Raw genomic sequence first — 14,574 nt, forward strand, 5'->3', positions numbered from 1 at the left:
GGCGCCGGTTCTGGGCTGGCGCGGTCCTGCTTGTCAACGCAGTCGCGCACCACGCGCAACGTCGCGGTGCGACCATCGCGCCTGTTTTGGAATTGTTCCGATGTGTTAATGTTCCGGCAAAACAGGGCACCGCGCACGGGGCGCGAGGGAGACCTTTTCAATGACTTCTCGGGTTGTGCGGCCGTTTCCTGCTCCGCAGGCACGGCAGGGCGAAGCCTCGGCGCAGGCGTCGGATTCGCTGGGGCTGACGCGCCGGATGCGACGCAACCGCAAGGCCGACTGGTCGCGCCGCATGGTGCGCGAGACGGTGCTGACCACCGACGACCTGATCTGGCCGCTGTTCCTGATGGACACCGACCAGCCGCGCTCGCCGGTCGCCTGGATGCCGGGCGTCGACCGCCTGAACATCGACGAGGCCGTGCGCCAGGCTGCCCATGCCGCAGAACTCGGCATCCCGGCGATTGCGCCTTTCCCCTTCGTCGAGAAGTCTCTTCGTGATCCGACGGGTTCGGAAGCGCTGAACGATCGCAACCTGATGTGCCGCGCCGTCCGGGCGATCAAGGCCGAGGTCCCGGGGATCGGCATCATCTGCGATGCGGCGCTGGACCCCTATACCTCCCACGGCCATGACGGCGTGATGTCGGGCGAACGCGTCCTGAACGACGCGAGCGTTCACATCCTGGCGCAGCAGGCACTGGCACTGGCCGATGCCGGCGCGGACGTGATCGCACCTTCCGACATGATGGATGGGCGTGTCGCGGCCATCCGGGCAGCGCTCGACGCCTCGGGCCATGAAGACGTGCAGATCATGGCCTATGCCGCGAAGTACGCGTCGGCGTTCTACGGCCCGTTCCGCGACGCGATCGGTACCAACGCCACCCTGATCGGCGACAAGCGGACCTACCAGATGGATCCCGGCAATTCCGACGAGGCCATCGCAGAGGTCGCGCTGGATCTCGAAGAGGGCGCCGACATGGTCATGATCAAGCCCGGCCTGCCTTACCTCGACATCGTGGCGCGGGTGAAGGACCAGTTTCGCGTGCCGACCTTCGCCTACCAGGTGTCGGGCGAGTACGCGATGATCATGGCCGCTGGGCAGAATGGCTGGCTCGACGGCGACAAGGCAATGATGGAGAGCCTGATCGCCTTCAAGCGCGCCGGAGCCGATGGCGTGCTGACCTATTTTGCACCCCGCGTTGCGGAGAAGCTGAAGGCCGGAGCCTGAGACCAGCCGCCGTCCCGCCCCTCCAGCCGCGGGATGGCACCGGCGTCCGGCCCGCGCTAGCGTGACCGGACATGCGCCCTCTCCTGCTGTCGATTCTGCTCGTCCTTGCGCTCGCCTCGTGCGGCGAGCCTTTCGACACCGATCAGCAGCGCCTCTGCCGGCAGGCTATCCCGCCGCTGAACCCGCCCGATGCGCGCATCACCATCGACGGCACGACCAAGGGACTGCGAGCCAAAGCGCTGCGCATCCTCTATCGCGCCGAGACCGGCTCGGGCCTGGCGCGCCAGCGCAGCATCGATTGCCTTTTCGCCGGTGACGACCAGGGTCTCCAGCGCCGCGCCTTGATCGGTATCGCCTCCGACGGCAGGCCGATGAGCGATGCGAGTTTCTATCTGCTGCGGCGATTCTATCTGGAGGATCGCAAGGAACCGCCCCCGGACCCCGCCGCAGCCGATATCGACGACCTCCCCAGGGTTCCCGCCGCGCTCGCCTATGGCCTGCAACAGGGCTTCAGCGCCCTGCCCTCGGCCGCGATCTACACGCTGCTCGCCTCCGCCTACGCGCTGATCTACGGGCTGACGGGACGCATCATCCTGAGCTTCGGCGAGTTCGCGGCCCTGGGCGCGCTCGCTTCAGTCGTCGGCGTCGCGCTCGTACTGACGCTCGCCATCTCGACGCCGGCATCGGGCCTCGTCATCGCCTTTGGCGTGGCGGTCATCGTCTGTGCCCTGCACGGATTCGCGATGGGCCGCTTCATGCTGCGGCCCTTGCGGCGTGCCACCGGCCAGCAGATGCTGATCGCAACGATCGGGCTCGCCATTGCGATGTCGGAATATCTCCGGCTGGCGCAGGGGCCCGATCTGCGCTGGCTCCCGCCGGTTTTCAACACGCCCTGGGCGCTGGCACGAGCCGGCGACTTCGTCGTCACAGTCACGCCGATCGGCCTGGCACTGGGCGCAATCGGCCTGTCCTGCGCGCTTGGGCTCGTCCTGCTGATCAAATGGAGCGCTTATGGCCGGGCCTGGCGCGCGGTTTCCGACGATGCACGCACCGCGGCGCTGTTTGGGGTCGATGCGCGCGTGGTTCACGACATCGCGCTGATCCTGGCCTGCGCCGCCTCGGGCATGGCCGGCGTGATCGTCACCGTGATCTATGGCGGCATGGGCTTCGCAGGCGGCTTCTCCCTGGGGCTGAAAGCGCTGGTCGCCGCGATCCTCGGCGGAATCGGCTCAGTCGGCGGGGCCGCGCTCGGCGGCATCTGCATCGCGCTCTTCGAGGTGGCCTGGTCCTCGGTGATGCCTCTGGAACAACGCGATATCGCCGTCTACGCGCTGCTCGCTGCCGTATTGATCTTTCGCCCCGGCGGTTTTTTCGGCGATGGTGCCCTGGCACCTCGCCAAGTCTGACCGTTGCGACAAGTCTGATTGTTGCGACAAGTCTGATTGTTGCGACAACCGTGATCGTTCCGTCCCTGCCTTGAGCCGAGCCCTGGAAACCGACCGATGAGAGAGCCCTTCTCGATCACCTTCGCCGACATCGAGGCGGCCGCGCGGCGTATCGAGGGCCATGTCCTGCGCACGCCCCTGGTTGCGGCGCCGCGCCTGTCGGAACTCACCGGCGCTACGGTGCTGGTCAAGCACGAGAACATGCAGGCGACGGCCTCATTCAAGGAGCGCGGCGCGGTCAACAAGCTGCTCAGCCTGACAGAGGACGAGACCGCGCGTGGCGTCATCGCCATGTCGGCTGGAAATCATGCCCAGGCCGTGGCCTATCATGCGCGCCGCTTCGGCATTCCGGCCACGATCGTCATGCCCGAGACGACACCGCTGGTGAAGGTCGAGAACACCCGATCCCACGGCGCACGCGTCGTGCTGTTTGGCGAGACACTCTACGAATCCGCCCAGAAAGCGCGCGAACTCGCCGATGCCGAGGGGTTGGTCTTCGTTCATCCCTACGACGATGCGGCGGTCATGGCCGGCCAGGGCACGATCGCGCAGGAAATGCTCGACGACGAGCCCGATATCGAGGTTCTGATCATCCCGCTCGGCGGCGGCGGCCTGATGGCCGGCAACGCGATCGCTGCAAAAGCGCTCAAGCCCGAGATCGAGCTGATCGGCGTGGAAGCGGCGCTCTATCCGTCGTTCTACAATGCGGTGAATGCCGAGGACATGCCGATCGGCGGCGCGACCCTGGCGGAGGGCATCGCGGTCAAGACTGTCGGCGTGCAGACATTGCCTGTGATTTCCAGCCTGATCTCGGACATCGTGCTTGTCGGCGAGGACCTGATCGAGCGTGCCGTGAACGCCTATGCCTGCCTCCAGCACACGTTGGCGGAGGGCGCCGGCGCGGCAGGTCTCGCAGCCATGCTTCTGGAACCCGAGCGTTATGCCGGAAGAAAAGTCGGGCTCGTGCTCTGCGGCGGCAATATCGATACGCGACTGCTCGCGGCGATCATGGTGCGCGAACTCGAACGCGAGGACCGCATCGTCGCCTTCCGGCTGACCACCAGCGACCGCCCCGGCCTTCTCGGAAAGGTCGCCAGCCTGCTCGGCGCGCAGGGCGCCAATATCCTCGAGGTCAGCCACGGGCGCCTCTTCCTCGACGTTCCCGCCAAGGGCGTCTCGTTGGACGTCACGATCGAGACGCGCGGGGCGGCGCATAGCCGCGCGATCGAAGCGATGCTGCGAGAAAACGGCTTCGCACCGCAGCGTGTCCTGCCGCGAGGGCTTGCGAAACCGGGCCCCTGATCAAACATTGTGTGGGAAAGGGCGATTTGGCGCCCTCGACGATGGAACACACTCCGAGATGAGCGACCAGCGCTACGGCCAGTCCCCGATCACGCCGATCGACACCCGACCACTGCAGGATGTCAGCGGCGTGCTGGGTTCGCGTCTCTTCGCCTGGATCGGCGACATCATCATCCTGTCGATCCTTGGCGGCATCATCTTCGTGCTCCTGCTCATCCTTGGCGTCGTGACGTTCGGCGCGACCTGGCTGCTGATCCCGATCGCGACTGTGGCGACCGGGCTGGGCTATGCAGCCCTGACGATCGGCGGGCCACGCCAGTCGACCTGGGGAATGCGGATGGCGGGCCTCAAGGTCGAGACCGTGACCGGCGGGCGGCCCGATGGCCTCGCCGCAGCGGTGCACGCACTGCTGTTTTACGTCGCTGCGGGCACGGTCGGGCTCTGGGTGCTCGATATCCTGTGCGGTTTTGCACGCGCCGACCGGCGCATGGGCCATGATCTCCTGACCGGCCTCGTCGTGGTGCGCGCGTGAGCGCGCATCAGAAGCGATAGCGCAGCAGCCAGCCTATGTTGCCAATGGCCGGCACCAGCGCGAAGGCCCAGACACTGACGCGCGCGAGCCATGACATGCGCGCGATCTGTGCGGGATCATAGCCCTCCGGATCATGGGCGCTCAGACACGTCGCCAGCGTCAGGCCCGGCACCTGGCGCTCGAGGTCGTGGGGGTCGTCGAGCGCCCAATGCAGCGCCGCGCCGGTCGCCCTGATCGAAGGTTGCAGGCTGATCAGGCGCAGGCCGAGGCGACTATAGGCGTCGAAAATCTGTTCGCCGCTCGGGGCATGGCCGGCAAGGCGACCGAGCAGGTGTGGCACCTCGTTCCCGGCAAGATAAGGAAGCAGGCCTTCGGCGATCACCAGCATCGGCTGGTCCGACGGCACCTCGCCGAGCCAGTCGGGCTGTGTCACCGAGGAGCCGATCAGGCGGTAGCCCTCGCGGTCGGGATAGAGCTTCCGGCGCAGGTCCACCACCTCGGGATAATCGACGTCGAACCAGCGGACGCCAGCCGGCGGGTCGATCCTGAACACCCGGCTGTCGAGCCCGCAGCCGATATGCAGGACGGTCGCGGTCGGATGACGCGCGATGAAGTCCCTCGTCCAGCGATCGAGAATGTCGGCCCGCAACGCCAGCCCGATCATCAGGTCGCGATCGATGCACAGGCTCGCGAAATCGTAGTCGATTCCCGCGACGGCCATGGCCGCGAATCGGTCCCGCAAGAGCGAATCGGGCAGCCGGCTCTCCTCCGCCTTGGCGAAGAGCGTGACGAGGAGAGTTTCCTTCTCGCCGGTCAGGGTGACCTTCTCGCTCATGCGTGCCGTCCCGCTGCGCAGCGCCCGGCAACTGGCCTGGGGCGTGAACAGGGCAAGAGCATGACGGCGCTTGTTGCGGCGCCAGCGAGTGCTACATTGAATCTCGAAACCGTTGCCGGAGCGAGCCGAACGTGACGCGCCCGTTGCGGGATGCCCCGCAATTCTACCTGACGTCGCCCACCGCGTGCCCGTATCTGCCGGACCGCGAGGAGCGCAAGGTCTTTACACATCTCGTGGGCCCCCGCGCCAACGACCTCAACAACGTCCTCAGTCAGGGCGGCTTTCGGCGTTCGCAGAGCATCGCCTATCGCCCGGCCTGCGAGACCTGTCGCGCCTGCGTGTCGGTGCGTGTCTGCGTCGACGATTTCCGGCCCTCGCGCGGATTCCGCAAGGTGATGGCCCGCAACAGCGACCTGATCGGCGAGGTTCTCCCACCGCAGCCGCGCTCGGAGCATTATTCGCTGTTCCGGTCCTATCTTGACGAGCGCCACCCCGACGGCGGCATGGCGACGATGTCGGCGCTCGACTTCGCGATGATGATCGAGGACAGCCATGTCGAGACCTCGCTCATCGAGTATCGCAGGCGCGGGCCCGATAGCGCCCTCAACGGTCGCGGCCAGGGCGATCTCTTCGCGCTTGCCCTCACCGACACGCTGAGCGACGGGCTCTCGATGGTGTATTCGGTGTTCGACCCCGGCCTCGAGGCCCGTTCGCTGGGGACGTACATGGTGCTCGACCATATCGAGCGCGCCCGCAAGCGCGGGCTGCCTTACGTATATCTGGGCTATTGGGTCGATGGGTCCCCGAAAATGGCCTACAAGGCGCGCTTCCAGCCGCAGGAACGCCTCTCTCCCCAGGGTTGGGACCGCGTCGGCTGACAGCCCGAACCGACCGGACCGCATCAGGGCCGGGCGCAAAACGCGCTTGTCGCCGGCAGGGGTTCTCAGCACTGTGCCCGCCATCGGCCGGGACAGGCCATTGGGAGGACCTATGAGCGAAGAACTGACGCAGCGTCTCGAGCGCTGCTACACCGGTGTCATCCATGACGTTATGCGGGCGATGGGCCTGAGCGATTTCACCCTGCCGCCGGAGCTGCGCCCGCTCCTGCCCGGACAGAAGCTCGCCGGGCCTGCCTTCACCGTGGAAGGCAAGACTGGCGAGTTCGACGCACATGAAACGCTGCTCGGCTGGACCGGATTGCTCTCGGCCGCCAAGCCCGGCCATGTCTGGGTCTGCCAGCCCAATACCGAGGAGGTCGCGCTGATGGGCGAGCTCTCGGCGGAGACGCTGAAGAACAAGGGCGTGCGCGGCTGCGTCATCGACGGGCTATCGCGCGATACAGAATTCATGATCGACATGAATTTTCAGGCCTTCTTCAAGGCCTATACCCCGCGTGACATCGTGGGCTACTGGCTGCCCAAGGCCGTCGACGAACCGATCAAGATCGGCTCGGTCTGGATCCGGCCCGGCGACTACATCCTGGGCGATCGCGACGGAATCGTGCGAATCCCGGTCGAGGTCATCGAGGAGGTCCTCGACAAGGCTGAGTCAGACATCTCGAAAGAGAATAAGGTCCGCACCGCCATCCTGGCCGGAACTGACCCGCAGGCTGCCTATCTCCAGTTCGGCAAGTTCTGAGTCGCGCGCCGGAATCGTTGCAACCTTGAGTTGAATTACGTTGTTGTCGCCTATAACCGCGACAACAACTCACAAGCATCTAGTGAAAACAGCAAATTATTAGCTGCTTTCACTAGAGATCCGGCAGCGGCTTAAGAGTACGGCAAGCAAGCACAGTTCAGTGTCCCCGCGACACATTGCCTGAGCCGGGGACTTCCATGCTGCCATCCTTGAATCGGATGCCCTCCGACATGTCGTCGGATTCGCGCCGGCAGCTGCTGAACGCGGTCACCGACCTCTTCCTGCTCGACCATGACCCGAGCGAACTCGCCAAGGAGCACTACGGCGAGATCGCCGTGCATTCTCTGTCGCGTCTCGAAAACGGCGACCGACGCGACTATGCCGACCATGTCGCGGCCGTGCCCAGCCTGCCGCGGGAGGTCGCGATGACGCTCGCCGGCGACGCCGACGCCGACGTCGCGCGCCTCGTCCTGAAGCTGTCACCGGTCCTCACGGACACAGACCTCGCCGCCATCGCCGTCAGCCAGTCGCAGCGCCACATGGTGGCCATCGCCGAGCGTGCGCGCCTGTCGGAGAGCGTCACCGACATCCTGGTCGAGCGCGGCGGCAGCGACGTGCTCCAGACCGTGAGCTCGAACGAAGGGGCGCAGTTCTCCGACAAGGGTTTCGACCGGCTGCTGTCGCGCGGTGGCGACGATGTCGTCGTGACCGGCGCGCTGGCGAGGCGCTCGGACCTGACGCCGAACCGTGCCGAGCGGGTGCTGCGCATCGTCGAGCAGATGGCCGATGCGCCAGCGGTTCCGAATTCGCAGATCACCGCTGGGCAGTCGCTCGCGCGGGTGGCGCGCCAGCAGCGCCTGGAGGTCAAGCTCCTCCTCGCCGACCTCACGGCCCAGACCCGCCAGCTCGACGATGTCCTGATCATGCTGGCCGATGAGGACCGGGCCTATCACCTTGCGCAGGTGCTCGCGCAGGCGTGCGATATCACCGCGGAACAGGCGCTGCGCGTGTTGATGCAAAAGGATGCAAGGGGCATCGGCGTAACCTGCAAGTCCCTCGGCGTCGGTGCGGAGGCCTTCCGCGCCATCCTCACGCTGCGGAGCCGGCGGCTGTACTTCTCCGCGCAGGACCTCGACGACGCGCTGGAGGCATATGCCAAGCTCGATGTCGCCATGGCAGATCGCACGCTGCGCTTCCTCAAGGTCCGCACCAAGCTGGCCTGAGCGCGCGTTTCGGCGCCGCCCGCCACAAATCCGCGACAATCGCGCGACCTTCTGGTAGCCTATCCAGGCTGGTCGCAAGGACGCTTTCGATTTGAGGTTTTCGCTTCTCCCGCTCTCGGTTTCGCTTTGCGCGCTGGCCTTTGGTTCAGCCGGTGCGCAGGCCCAGGCGTTCCTGCCGTTCGGCAGCTTCGACGCCCTGCCCTCCTTCGCCTGGTCGCAGCCGACGCTCGCGCCCGGCGGCGTGAAGTGGGACGGCTCCTATGCCCGCATCTCGACCGGCTTCCAGGTCACCAGCTCAAAGCGCCTCGGCGGCAATGCCGGCCCATTCTTCGGACTGGAAGCCGGGACGATGCGGCAGGAGGGCAATTTCGTCTATGGCGTCGTGGGCGCGCTCGAATTCATGCCGGCAGTCGGAGGCTACGGCACGCCCGGCTTCGGCCAGGCCGCCTATACGCGCGACTTCTCCGGCGCTTTCCAGGTGAAGGCGGGCGTATTGTTGACGCCCGAAGTCCTGCTCTACACCAAGCTCGGCGCGGCCGCGATCAATGAGACCTGGCGCTACGGAGCAACACCGAATTCGATGCCGTTCACGCGCAGCGATATCGCGGTTCGCCCGGAAGCCCGCGCCGGCGTCGAATGGGCCGTGACCAACAACCTGACGCTGGGCTTCGAGGTCGGCATTGCAGGCCAGGCGATCCGCTGAGAGCTTGATTCAGGCCGCTGCGAACTTGATTCCGCAATCACGCGCAATCTCCTGATATCTCATCGATTTCCGCGCCGTCACGCCCGCGCGTAGCGCTAACAGACAGATCTTCGTCCGCCCCTCGAAAAGAGAAGACGCGCATGGTCGGCACACGGCCGGCCAATGATTTTTGGCGACCGTGACAGCCCGGGTTACCCGCCGAACTTGTTGTTCTTCGGGAAGCCCTTTGGCGGCAGGCGGCCGGCCTCGGCGCGGTGGCCGAGCCATTCGAGGAGATCTGCCTGGGCGACCGTCCAAGTCCGGCCCGAAGTGTCGCGCCAGGTCAAGCCGTCGGCGAGCTTGAAGACCTTGGCATCCGAGACGCCGCCATCCTTGTAGCGCTGCAGGCGAACGCCCTTGCCGCGCGACATCTCTGCGACCTCGGTCACCGGGAAGCAGATCAGCTTGCGGTTCTCGCCGATGATCGCGACATGGTCCCCTTCGGCCGGTGCTGCCAGCAGCGCCATGACCGGCGCCTCCACGTTGAGGACCTGCCGGCCCTTGCGCGTGTTGGCGACGACATCGTCCGTGGGCGCAATGAAGCCTCGGCCGTCGGTCGTGACCATCAGCAGTTTGAGGCCCGGCCGATAGGGGAAGGCGGAGACGATCTCGGCCGTCTCCTCCAGCTCGATCATCAGCCGGATCGGATCGCCGAAGCCACGCCCGCCGGGCAGTTTCGAAGCCTCGAGAGTGAAGACCTTTCCGTTCGAGGCCAGCACCAAGATCTTTGCTGTGGTCTCGGTGAAGAATGCGGTCTTGAGGGTGTCGTCGCCCTTGAAGGTGAGCGTCGACTGGTCCTGGACGTGCCCCTTGAGTGCCCGGATCCAGCCTTTCTTGGAGATCACGACCGTCACCGGCTCGCGCTCGACCATGGCCTGGGTCAGGTCGATATCGGTGGTGTCGGGCATGTCGGAGAAGGTCGTGCGGCGCTTGCCGATCTTGGTCTCGGGGCCGAACAGCTTCTTCACTTCGCGGATGTCGTGCTGGATCAGCTTCCACTGCACGGGCTCGGAGGCGAGGAGTTCCTCGATCTGGCCCTTCTCCTTAATGAGTTCGTCGAGCTCGGTCTTGAGCTGCATCTCCTCGAGCTTGCGCAGTGCGCGCAGGCGGGTGTCGAGGATCGCGTTCGCCTGGATCTCGCTGAGTTCGAAGTACCGCATCAGCTCGATCTTGGGCTCGTCCTCCTCGCGGATGATTTTGATCACCCGGTCGAGATCGAGATAGACGATCAGCAGGCCGCGCAGGATCTCGAGCCGCCGGTCGATCTGACCGAGCCGGAAGCGCGAGCGCCGCAGCAGCACGTCGCGACGGTGGTCGAGCCAGGCACGCAGGGCCTCGTTCAGGCCAAGCACGCGCGGCACGAGACCGCCGGTCAGCACGTTCATGTTCATCGACAGGCGCGATTCCAGCTCGGTGAGCCGGAACAGCGATTCCATCATCAGCGCGGGGTCGACATTGCGGGCGCGAGGCTCGATGACGACGCGGATGTCCTCTGCGGATTCATCGCGGATGTCACCGACCAGCGGCAGCTTCTTGTCGTTCAGGAGCTCGGCGATCTTCTCGATCAGCCGGCCCTTCTGGACCATGTAGGGGATCTCGGTGACCACGACCTGCCAGGTGCCGCGGCCGAGGTCCTCCGCCTCCCAGCGCGCCCGCGTGCGGAAGGCGCCGCGTCCGGTGCGATAGGTCTCGGCCATCGAGGCGCGCGTCTCGACGATGACGCCGCCGGTCGGGAAATCAGGCCCCTGCACGAAGGTCATCAGCTGCTCGGAGGAGGTTTCCGGATGCTGGATCAGATAGAGCGCGGCATCGCAAAGCTCGGCTGCGTTGTGCGGCGGTATCGAGGTCGCCATGCCGACCGCGATTCCCTGCGAGCCGTTGGCGAGCAGGTTCGGGAAGGCGGCGGGGAGCACGACCGGCTCCTCGTCCTCGCCGTTATAGGTCTCGCGAAGATCGACCGCGTCCTCCTCGATGCCATCGAGCAGGAGGCGCGCGACATCGGTCATGCGCGCTTCGGTGTATCGATAGGCAGCCGCGCTATCGCCGTCGATATTGCCGAAATTGCCCTGGCCATCGACGAGCGGATAGCGCTGCGCGAAATCCTGCGCGAGGCGGACCAGCGCGTCATAGACCGACTGGTCGCCATGCGGGTGGAATTTACCGATGACGTCGCCGACGATGCGGGCACATTTCTTGTGGACCTGCCCGGGGTCGAGCCGCAGCAGGCGCATCGCATGTAGGATGCGGCGATGCACCGGCTTCAGGCCGTCGCGGGCATCCGGCAGCGCGCGATGCATGATCGTCGAGAGCGCATAGGCGAGATAGCGCTCTTCCAGCGCAGTCTTCAGATCGATGCGCTCGGACTCATCCTCCGGCGGCGGCTCGACGGGCTTGCCCATGGTGTTATTCGACTCTCTACGTGGCTTCCTGTTCAGCCCTCATCCTGAGGAGCCGCGAAGCGGCGTCCCGACGGATGCTCCAGAGCGCGCTGGAGCATCCTTCGAGACGCAAGGCTCAAGGCCTTGCTCCTCAGGATGAGGGCTGAGGGACTCTCTGCGAATCACTTGGCATGACGATGCCGGTTCAATGCAAGTTTCTCCAACCCAAACGGGACGAAAAGCCGCAGAAATCAGTGGATTTTTGCAGCAAGCTCGATGAGGCGAGCGCGCTCGGGGGGCTCGGCCAGTCCTCGCGGCTCGTAGAGATAGCGGCGCAGGAAAAAGCCGGTCAAGGCAAAGCCCGCCGCGATCTCGCTGGCGGCCGGTGTGCGGGCGCCCTGCCCCTCGCTGAGGAAGGCCGGCAGCGCGAGCAGGCGGTCGATATAGGGCTCGGCCGCCTTGCGGCTGACCGCCTTGCCCGACTTCGGCGAGACATGGCTGAGATCGTCGGGCGAGCCGGTCACGGCACAGCGCGCAAGATCTAGCCCGAAGCCAAGCTCGGCCAGCATGGCGATCTCGAAGCGCACGACAAGCGCTGGCGCAAGGCGCGGCTCGTCGAGATGCTGGATCAGCACCATGAGGCCCTCATGCAGGCCCGGATGCGGATCGCGCTCGGGAAGCAGGCGCAGATGCGCGGCGACGCAGCCCAGCCCGTACAGCGCAACCGGCGCCTCCATCAGGCGCGCCGCATGGGAGGTCAGCAATTCGACGCGGTATTCGCCGAGATGTTCGTCGAGTCGCGCGCGCCAAGTCAGGCTAACGGCGTTTCCGGGCTGCAGCGAGGCCAGTCGCCTCGACGAGCGCCCGCCGCGGACCAGTCCCAGATGCCGCCCGTGCCCTGCGGTCATCACCTCCAGGATCACCGAGTTCTCGCCATGTGGCTTGAGCCCGATGATCGTGCCTTCGTCGCTCCATTCCATCGCCGCAGTTAGAGGCAAGGCGGCCTGCATTGCCACAACTTCCGTGCGTCATCGGAAGGCCGCCATGTCTTCGGGCCAATTGTGTGCGCGCTTACGCTCGGGCATTGCGGGTGTGACTGCACCGCTTCCGCCATTGCCCGGAGACCTCTGATGAACCTCGATCTCTCATCGCGCACCGCCCTGGTCACGGGCGCCAGCTCGGGCATCGGCGCCGGCATTGCCCGCGTGCTCGCTAGCGAGGGCGCCCAGGTCGTGGTGACGGCGCGGCGCGCCGATCCGCTCCAGGCCCTGGTTGCCGAGGTCATCGCGGCGGGCGGACGCCCCCCGGTCATCGTGCTGGGCGATGTGACTGACGCCGCCGACGTCGCCCGCATCGCCCGCGACGCGACCACGGCGCTGGGCCAGGTCGACATCCTGGTCAATGCCGCCGGCGGTTCGCGCCCGATCGCGACCGACGCCGCCGATGCGGCCTGGGACGAGGCTTTCGCGCTGAACTTCACCGCAGCCCGTCGCCTGACCGAAGCGCTGCTGCCGGCAATGCGCGCGCGCAAATGGGGCCGGGTTATCAACATCAGCGGCTCGATGGAGCCCCGCGGCCTGAATGCAGCCAGCGCTGCAAAGGCAGCGCTGCATCTCTGGGCCAAGGGACTGGCGGTCGACGTGGCGGCAGACGGCGTCACGGTCAACACCATCCCGCCGGGGCGGATCAACAGTGAGCAGATCCTGAACCGCCTGCATCCGACCGAAGAGGCGCGCCAGACCTTCATCGCCCGCAACATCCCGATCGGCTACTTCGGCGAACCCGAGGACATCGGCCATCTCGTGGCGTTCCTGGCTTCGCCGCTGGCGCGCTACATCACCGGCGCTGTGATCCCGGTCGATGGCGGGATGCGCTACTCGGCCCACTGAGGAAGGGCGCGGCAGCTCGCACCGTCAGGCGACGTATTGCGCGATGCCGCCCCCGAAGGACCAGTCCTCGCGTTTGACCTCGACGAGGTTGATGAAGACATCATCGGGCTTCAGCCCGGGTTCGCGCGCGAGGTTTTCGGAAATCGCGGCGTAAAGCGCCTTCTTCTGGGTGACGCCGCGCGTATTGGCGACGAAGAGCTGGATGATGACGAGCCCCGCCGAGCGCTCGAAGCCGAAGTAGTTGGCATCGAAGACGAACTCGTCGGCATCGTGCTGGTGCACGACGGCGAAGAGATCGTTTTCGGGGACCTCGAAGGTCGCGCGCAGCGCCCGGTAGATGCCGTCGACAATGGCTGCGGGATGCGAGGCCGGACGGCCCCGACGCATGGAAACACGGATCAAAGGCATGGCTGGCTCCAGCACGAAGGCGAGGCGCGGCCTCGCGGACGAGTTGAAGCTAGCGTTGCCGTATTGATCGGATAAGCGTATCTTTAGCGATATCAGAGATACGGAATTTCGATCATTATGACGCCGACTCTCGATCTGGATGATGTCGCGGCGTTCCTCCAGGCCGCTGAGCTTGCGAGCTTCACCAAGGCTGCGCAGGCGCTCGGCATGGCGCAATCGCTCGTCAGTACGCGCGTGAAGCGGCTCGAGACACGGCTCGGGCACACATTGCTGCAACGCCATCCCCGGCTCGTGCGACTGACGCCGCAAGGCGAGCGCTTCCTGCCAGCGGCCCGCGCATTGCTCGTCGCGCAGGAGCAGGCGATCGCCGTCTTCGCCGAACGGCGAGAGCGCGTCGCCGTGGGAATCAGCGAGCAAGCCGTCGGCGCTGATATCGCCGTCGTGCTGTCACAGTTGGCGCGGCGCGACCCCGGGCTCGCCATCGACCTGCGGATCGAGCGCTCCCAGGCGCTCGAGGATGCCTTCGAACGCGGCGAGCTCGATGCCGTGATCGTCAGACGCGTGCAGCCGGGGCGAACGGGCGAGGTGCTGCGCGAAGATGATTTCGGCTGGTTTGCGGTTGCCACTCTGCAACGCCAGGCGACCGAGCCTGTACCGATAGTCAGCCTCGTCGCAGAATGCGGATTGCGCCGGCACGGCATCGATGCTTTGGAGCGCGCCGGCCTCGCCTGGCGCGAGGCCGTGATCGGAGGCGGCATGGCCGCCGTCACGGCGGCCCTTCTGGGAGGCCTGGGTGTTTCTCCCCTGGCCCGGCGCATCGCCCCGCCGGGGACCGTCGAAGTGTCCGGTGAATGGGACCTGCCCGATCTCGGCAACTCGGAGGTCGTGCTGCGCAGCCAGGTGACGACACCACGCACCGTGGCCTTCGTGCGTGAGCTCGCCGCCGCCTTCCGCTGA

At 66.1% G+C, this 14,574-nt stretch carries 14 protein-coding genes; 10 read left to right on the forward strand and 4 right to left on the reverse strand.

All coding sequences use genetic code 11. The annotated features are described in order from the left end of the window. Nucleotides 1–160: 160 nt before the first annotated feature. From hemB to AC1D2L_RS02645, 4 genes are all read left to right on the forward strand, one after another. Nucleotides 161–1,225: a porphobilinogen synthase gene (hemB, locus tag AC1D2L_RS02630; RefSeq protein WP_476844251.1), complete on the forward strand. Its 1,065-nt coding sequence runs from the start codon at nucleotides 161–163 to the stop codon at nucleotides 1,223–1,225. A gap of 71 nt (nucleotides 1,226–1,296) precedes the next feature. Continuing rightward, on the forward strand, nucleotides 1,297–2,631 hold the full coding sequence (locus tag AC1D2L_RS02635) for a branched-chain amino acid ABC transporter permease (RefSeq protein ID WP_476844252.1): 1,335 nt from the start codon (nucleotides 1,297–1,299) through the stop codon (nucleotides 2,629–2,631). A 96-nt stretch (nucleotides 2,632–2,727) separates the two neighbouring features. Continuing rightward, nucleotides 2,728–3,972 (forward strand): threonine ammonia-lyase, encoded by a 1,245-nt coding sequence (locus AC1D2L_RS02640; protein ID WP_476844253.1) that lies wholly within the window; start codon nucleotides 2,728–2,730, stop codon nucleotides 3,970–3,972. A gap of 58 nt (nucleotides 3,973–4,030) precedes the next feature. Next, entirely contained in the window at nucleotides 4,031–4,504 is a 474-nt protein-coding gene (locus tag AC1D2L_RS02645) for an RDD family protein (RefSeq protein WP_476844254.1), read from the forward strand. Nucleotides 4,505–4,511: 7 nt separating this feature from the next. Here AC1D2L_RS02645 and AC1D2L_RS02650 read toward each other — a convergent pair whose 3' ends face one another. Then, entirely contained in the window at nucleotides 4,512–5,339 is an 828-nt protein-coding gene (locus tag AC1D2L_RS02650) for a class I SAM-dependent methyltransferase (protein WP_476844255.1), read from the reverse strand. 131 nt (nucleotides 5,340–5,470) lie between these two features. On the opposite strand from AC1D2L_RS02650, the gene AC1D2L_RS02655 reads away from it, so the two are divergent. From AC1D2L_RS02655 to AC1D2L_RS02670, 4 genes are all read left to right on the forward strand, one after another. Then, nucleotides 5,471–6,217, forward strand: a complete 747-nt coding sequence (locus AC1D2L_RS02655) for an arginyltransferase (protein ID WP_476844256.1) — start codon at nucleotides 5,471–5,473, stop codon at nucleotides 6,215–6,217. A 112-nt stretch (nucleotides 6,218–6,329) separates the two neighbouring features. Further along, complete coding sequence (locus AC1D2L_RS02660; protein ID WP_476844257.1) at nucleotides 6,330–6,977, forward strand: RraA family protein; 648 nt, start codon at nucleotides 6,330–6,332, stop codon at nucleotides 6,975–6,977. 230 nt (nucleotides 6,978–7,207) lie between these two features. Next, nucleotides 7,208–8,200 (forward strand): DUF2336 domain-containing protein, encoded by a 993-nt coding sequence (locus tag AC1D2L_RS02665; protein ID WP_476844258.1) that lies wholly within the window; start codon nucleotides 7,208–7,210, stop codon nucleotides 8,198–8,200. 91 nt (nucleotides 8,201–8,291) lie between these two features. Continuing rightward, a complete protein-coding gene (locus AC1D2L_RS02670; RefSeq protein ID WP_476844259.1) occupies nucleotides 8,292–8,903 on the forward strand; it encodes an outer membrane protein in 612 nt (203 codons plus the stop codon). A gap of 191 nt (nucleotides 8,904–9,094) precedes the next feature. On the opposite strand, the gene parC is transcribed toward AC1D2L_RS02670, so the two are convergent. Further along, complete coding sequence (gene parC, locus AC1D2L_RS02675) at nucleotides 9,095–11,341, reverse strand: DNA topoisomerase IV subunit A (RefSeq protein WP_476844260.1); 2,247 nt, start codon at nucleotides 11,339–11,341, stop codon at nucleotides 9,095–9,097. 230 nt (nucleotides 11,342–11,571) lie between these two features. Further along, nucleotides 11,572–12,300: a DNA repair protein RecO gene (gene recO / locus AC1D2L_RS02680; RefSeq protein WP_476844659.1), complete on the reverse strand. Its 729-nt coding sequence runs from the start codon at nucleotides 12,298–12,300 to the stop codon at nucleotides 11,572–11,574. Between the two features lie 150 nt (nucleotides 12,301–12,450). Here recO and AC1D2L_RS02685 point away from each other — a divergent pair, with 150 nt between their 5' ends. Continuing rightward, nucleotides 12,451–13,209, forward strand: a complete 759-nt coding sequence (locus AC1D2L_RS02685; protein ID WP_476844261.1) for an SDR family NAD(P)-dependent oxidoreductase — start codon at nucleotides 12,451–12,453, stop codon at nucleotides 13,207–13,209. 24 nt (nucleotides 13,210–13,233) lie between these two features. Here AC1D2L_RS02685 and AC1D2L_RS02690 read toward each other — a convergent pair whose 3' ends face one another. After that, nucleotides 13,234–13,617, reverse strand: a complete 384-nt coding sequence (locus AC1D2L_RS02690) for a tautomerase family protein (protein ID WP_476844262.1) — start codon at nucleotides 13,615–13,617, stop codon at nucleotides 13,234–13,236. A gap of 117 nt (nucleotides 13,618–13,734) precedes the next feature. Here AC1D2L_RS02690 and AC1D2L_RS02695 point away from each other — a divergent pair, with 117 nt between their 5' ends. Next, complete coding sequence (locus tag AC1D2L_RS02695; RefSeq protein WP_476844263.1) at nucleotides 13,735–14,574, forward strand: LysR family transcriptional regulator; 840 nt, start codon at nucleotides 13,735–13,737, stop codon at nucleotides 14,572–14,574.

The organism is Allobosea sp. P1_B10, assembly GCF_056406735.1.

Excerpts from the sequence above, each read along its gene's own strand:
- hemB (WP_476844251.1), top strand. The coding sequence starts at position 161 with ATGACTTCTCGGGTTGTGCGGCCGTTTCCTGCTCCGCAGGCACGGCAG.
- AC1D2L_RS02635 (WP_476844252.1), top strand. The coding sequence starts at position 1,297 with ATGCGCCCTCTCCTGCTGTCGATTCTGCTCGTCCTTGCGCTCGCCTCG.
- AC1D2L_RS02640 (WP_476844253.1), top strand. The coding sequence starts at position 2,728 with ATGAGAGAGCCCTTCTCGATCACCTTCGCCGACATCGAGGCGGCCGCG.
- AC1D2L_RS02645 (WP_476844254.1), top strand. The coding sequence starts at position 4,031 with ATGAGCGACCAGCGCTACGGCCAGTCCCCGATCACGCCGATCGACACC.
- AC1D2L_RS02650 (WP_476844255.1), bottom strand. The coding sequence starts at position 5,339 with ATGAGCGAGAAGGTCACCCTGACCGGCGAGAAGGAAACTCTCCTCGTC.
- AC1D2L_RS02660 (WP_476844257.1), top strand. The coding sequence starts at position 6,330 with ATGAGCGAAGAACTGACGCAGCGTCTCGAGCGCTGCTACACCGGTGTC.
- AC1D2L_RS02665 (WP_476844258.1), top strand. The coding sequence starts at position 7,208 with ATGTCGTCGGATTCGCGCCGGCAGCTGCTGAACGCGGTCACCGACCTC.
- parC (WP_476844260.1), bottom strand. The coding sequence starts at position 11,341 with ATGGGCAAGCCCGTCGAGCCGCCGCCGGAGGATGAGTCCGAGCGCATC.
- recO (WP_476844659.1), bottom strand. The coding sequence starts at position 12,300 with ATGGAATGGAGCGACGAAGGCACGATCATCGGGCTCAAGCCACATGGC.
- AC1D2L_RS02685 (WP_476844261.1), top strand. The coding sequence starts at position 12,451 with ATGAACCTCGATCTCTCATCGCGCACCGCCCTGGTCACGGGCGCCAGC.
- AC1D2L_RS02690 (WP_476844262.1), bottom strand. The coding sequence starts at position 13,617 with ATGCCTTTGATCCGTGTTTCCATGCGTCGGGGCCGTCCGGCCTCGCAT.
- AC1D2L_RS02695 (WP_476844263.1), top strand. The coding sequence starts at position 13,735 with ATGACGCCGACTCTCGATCTGGATGATGTCGCGGCGTTCCTCCAGGCC.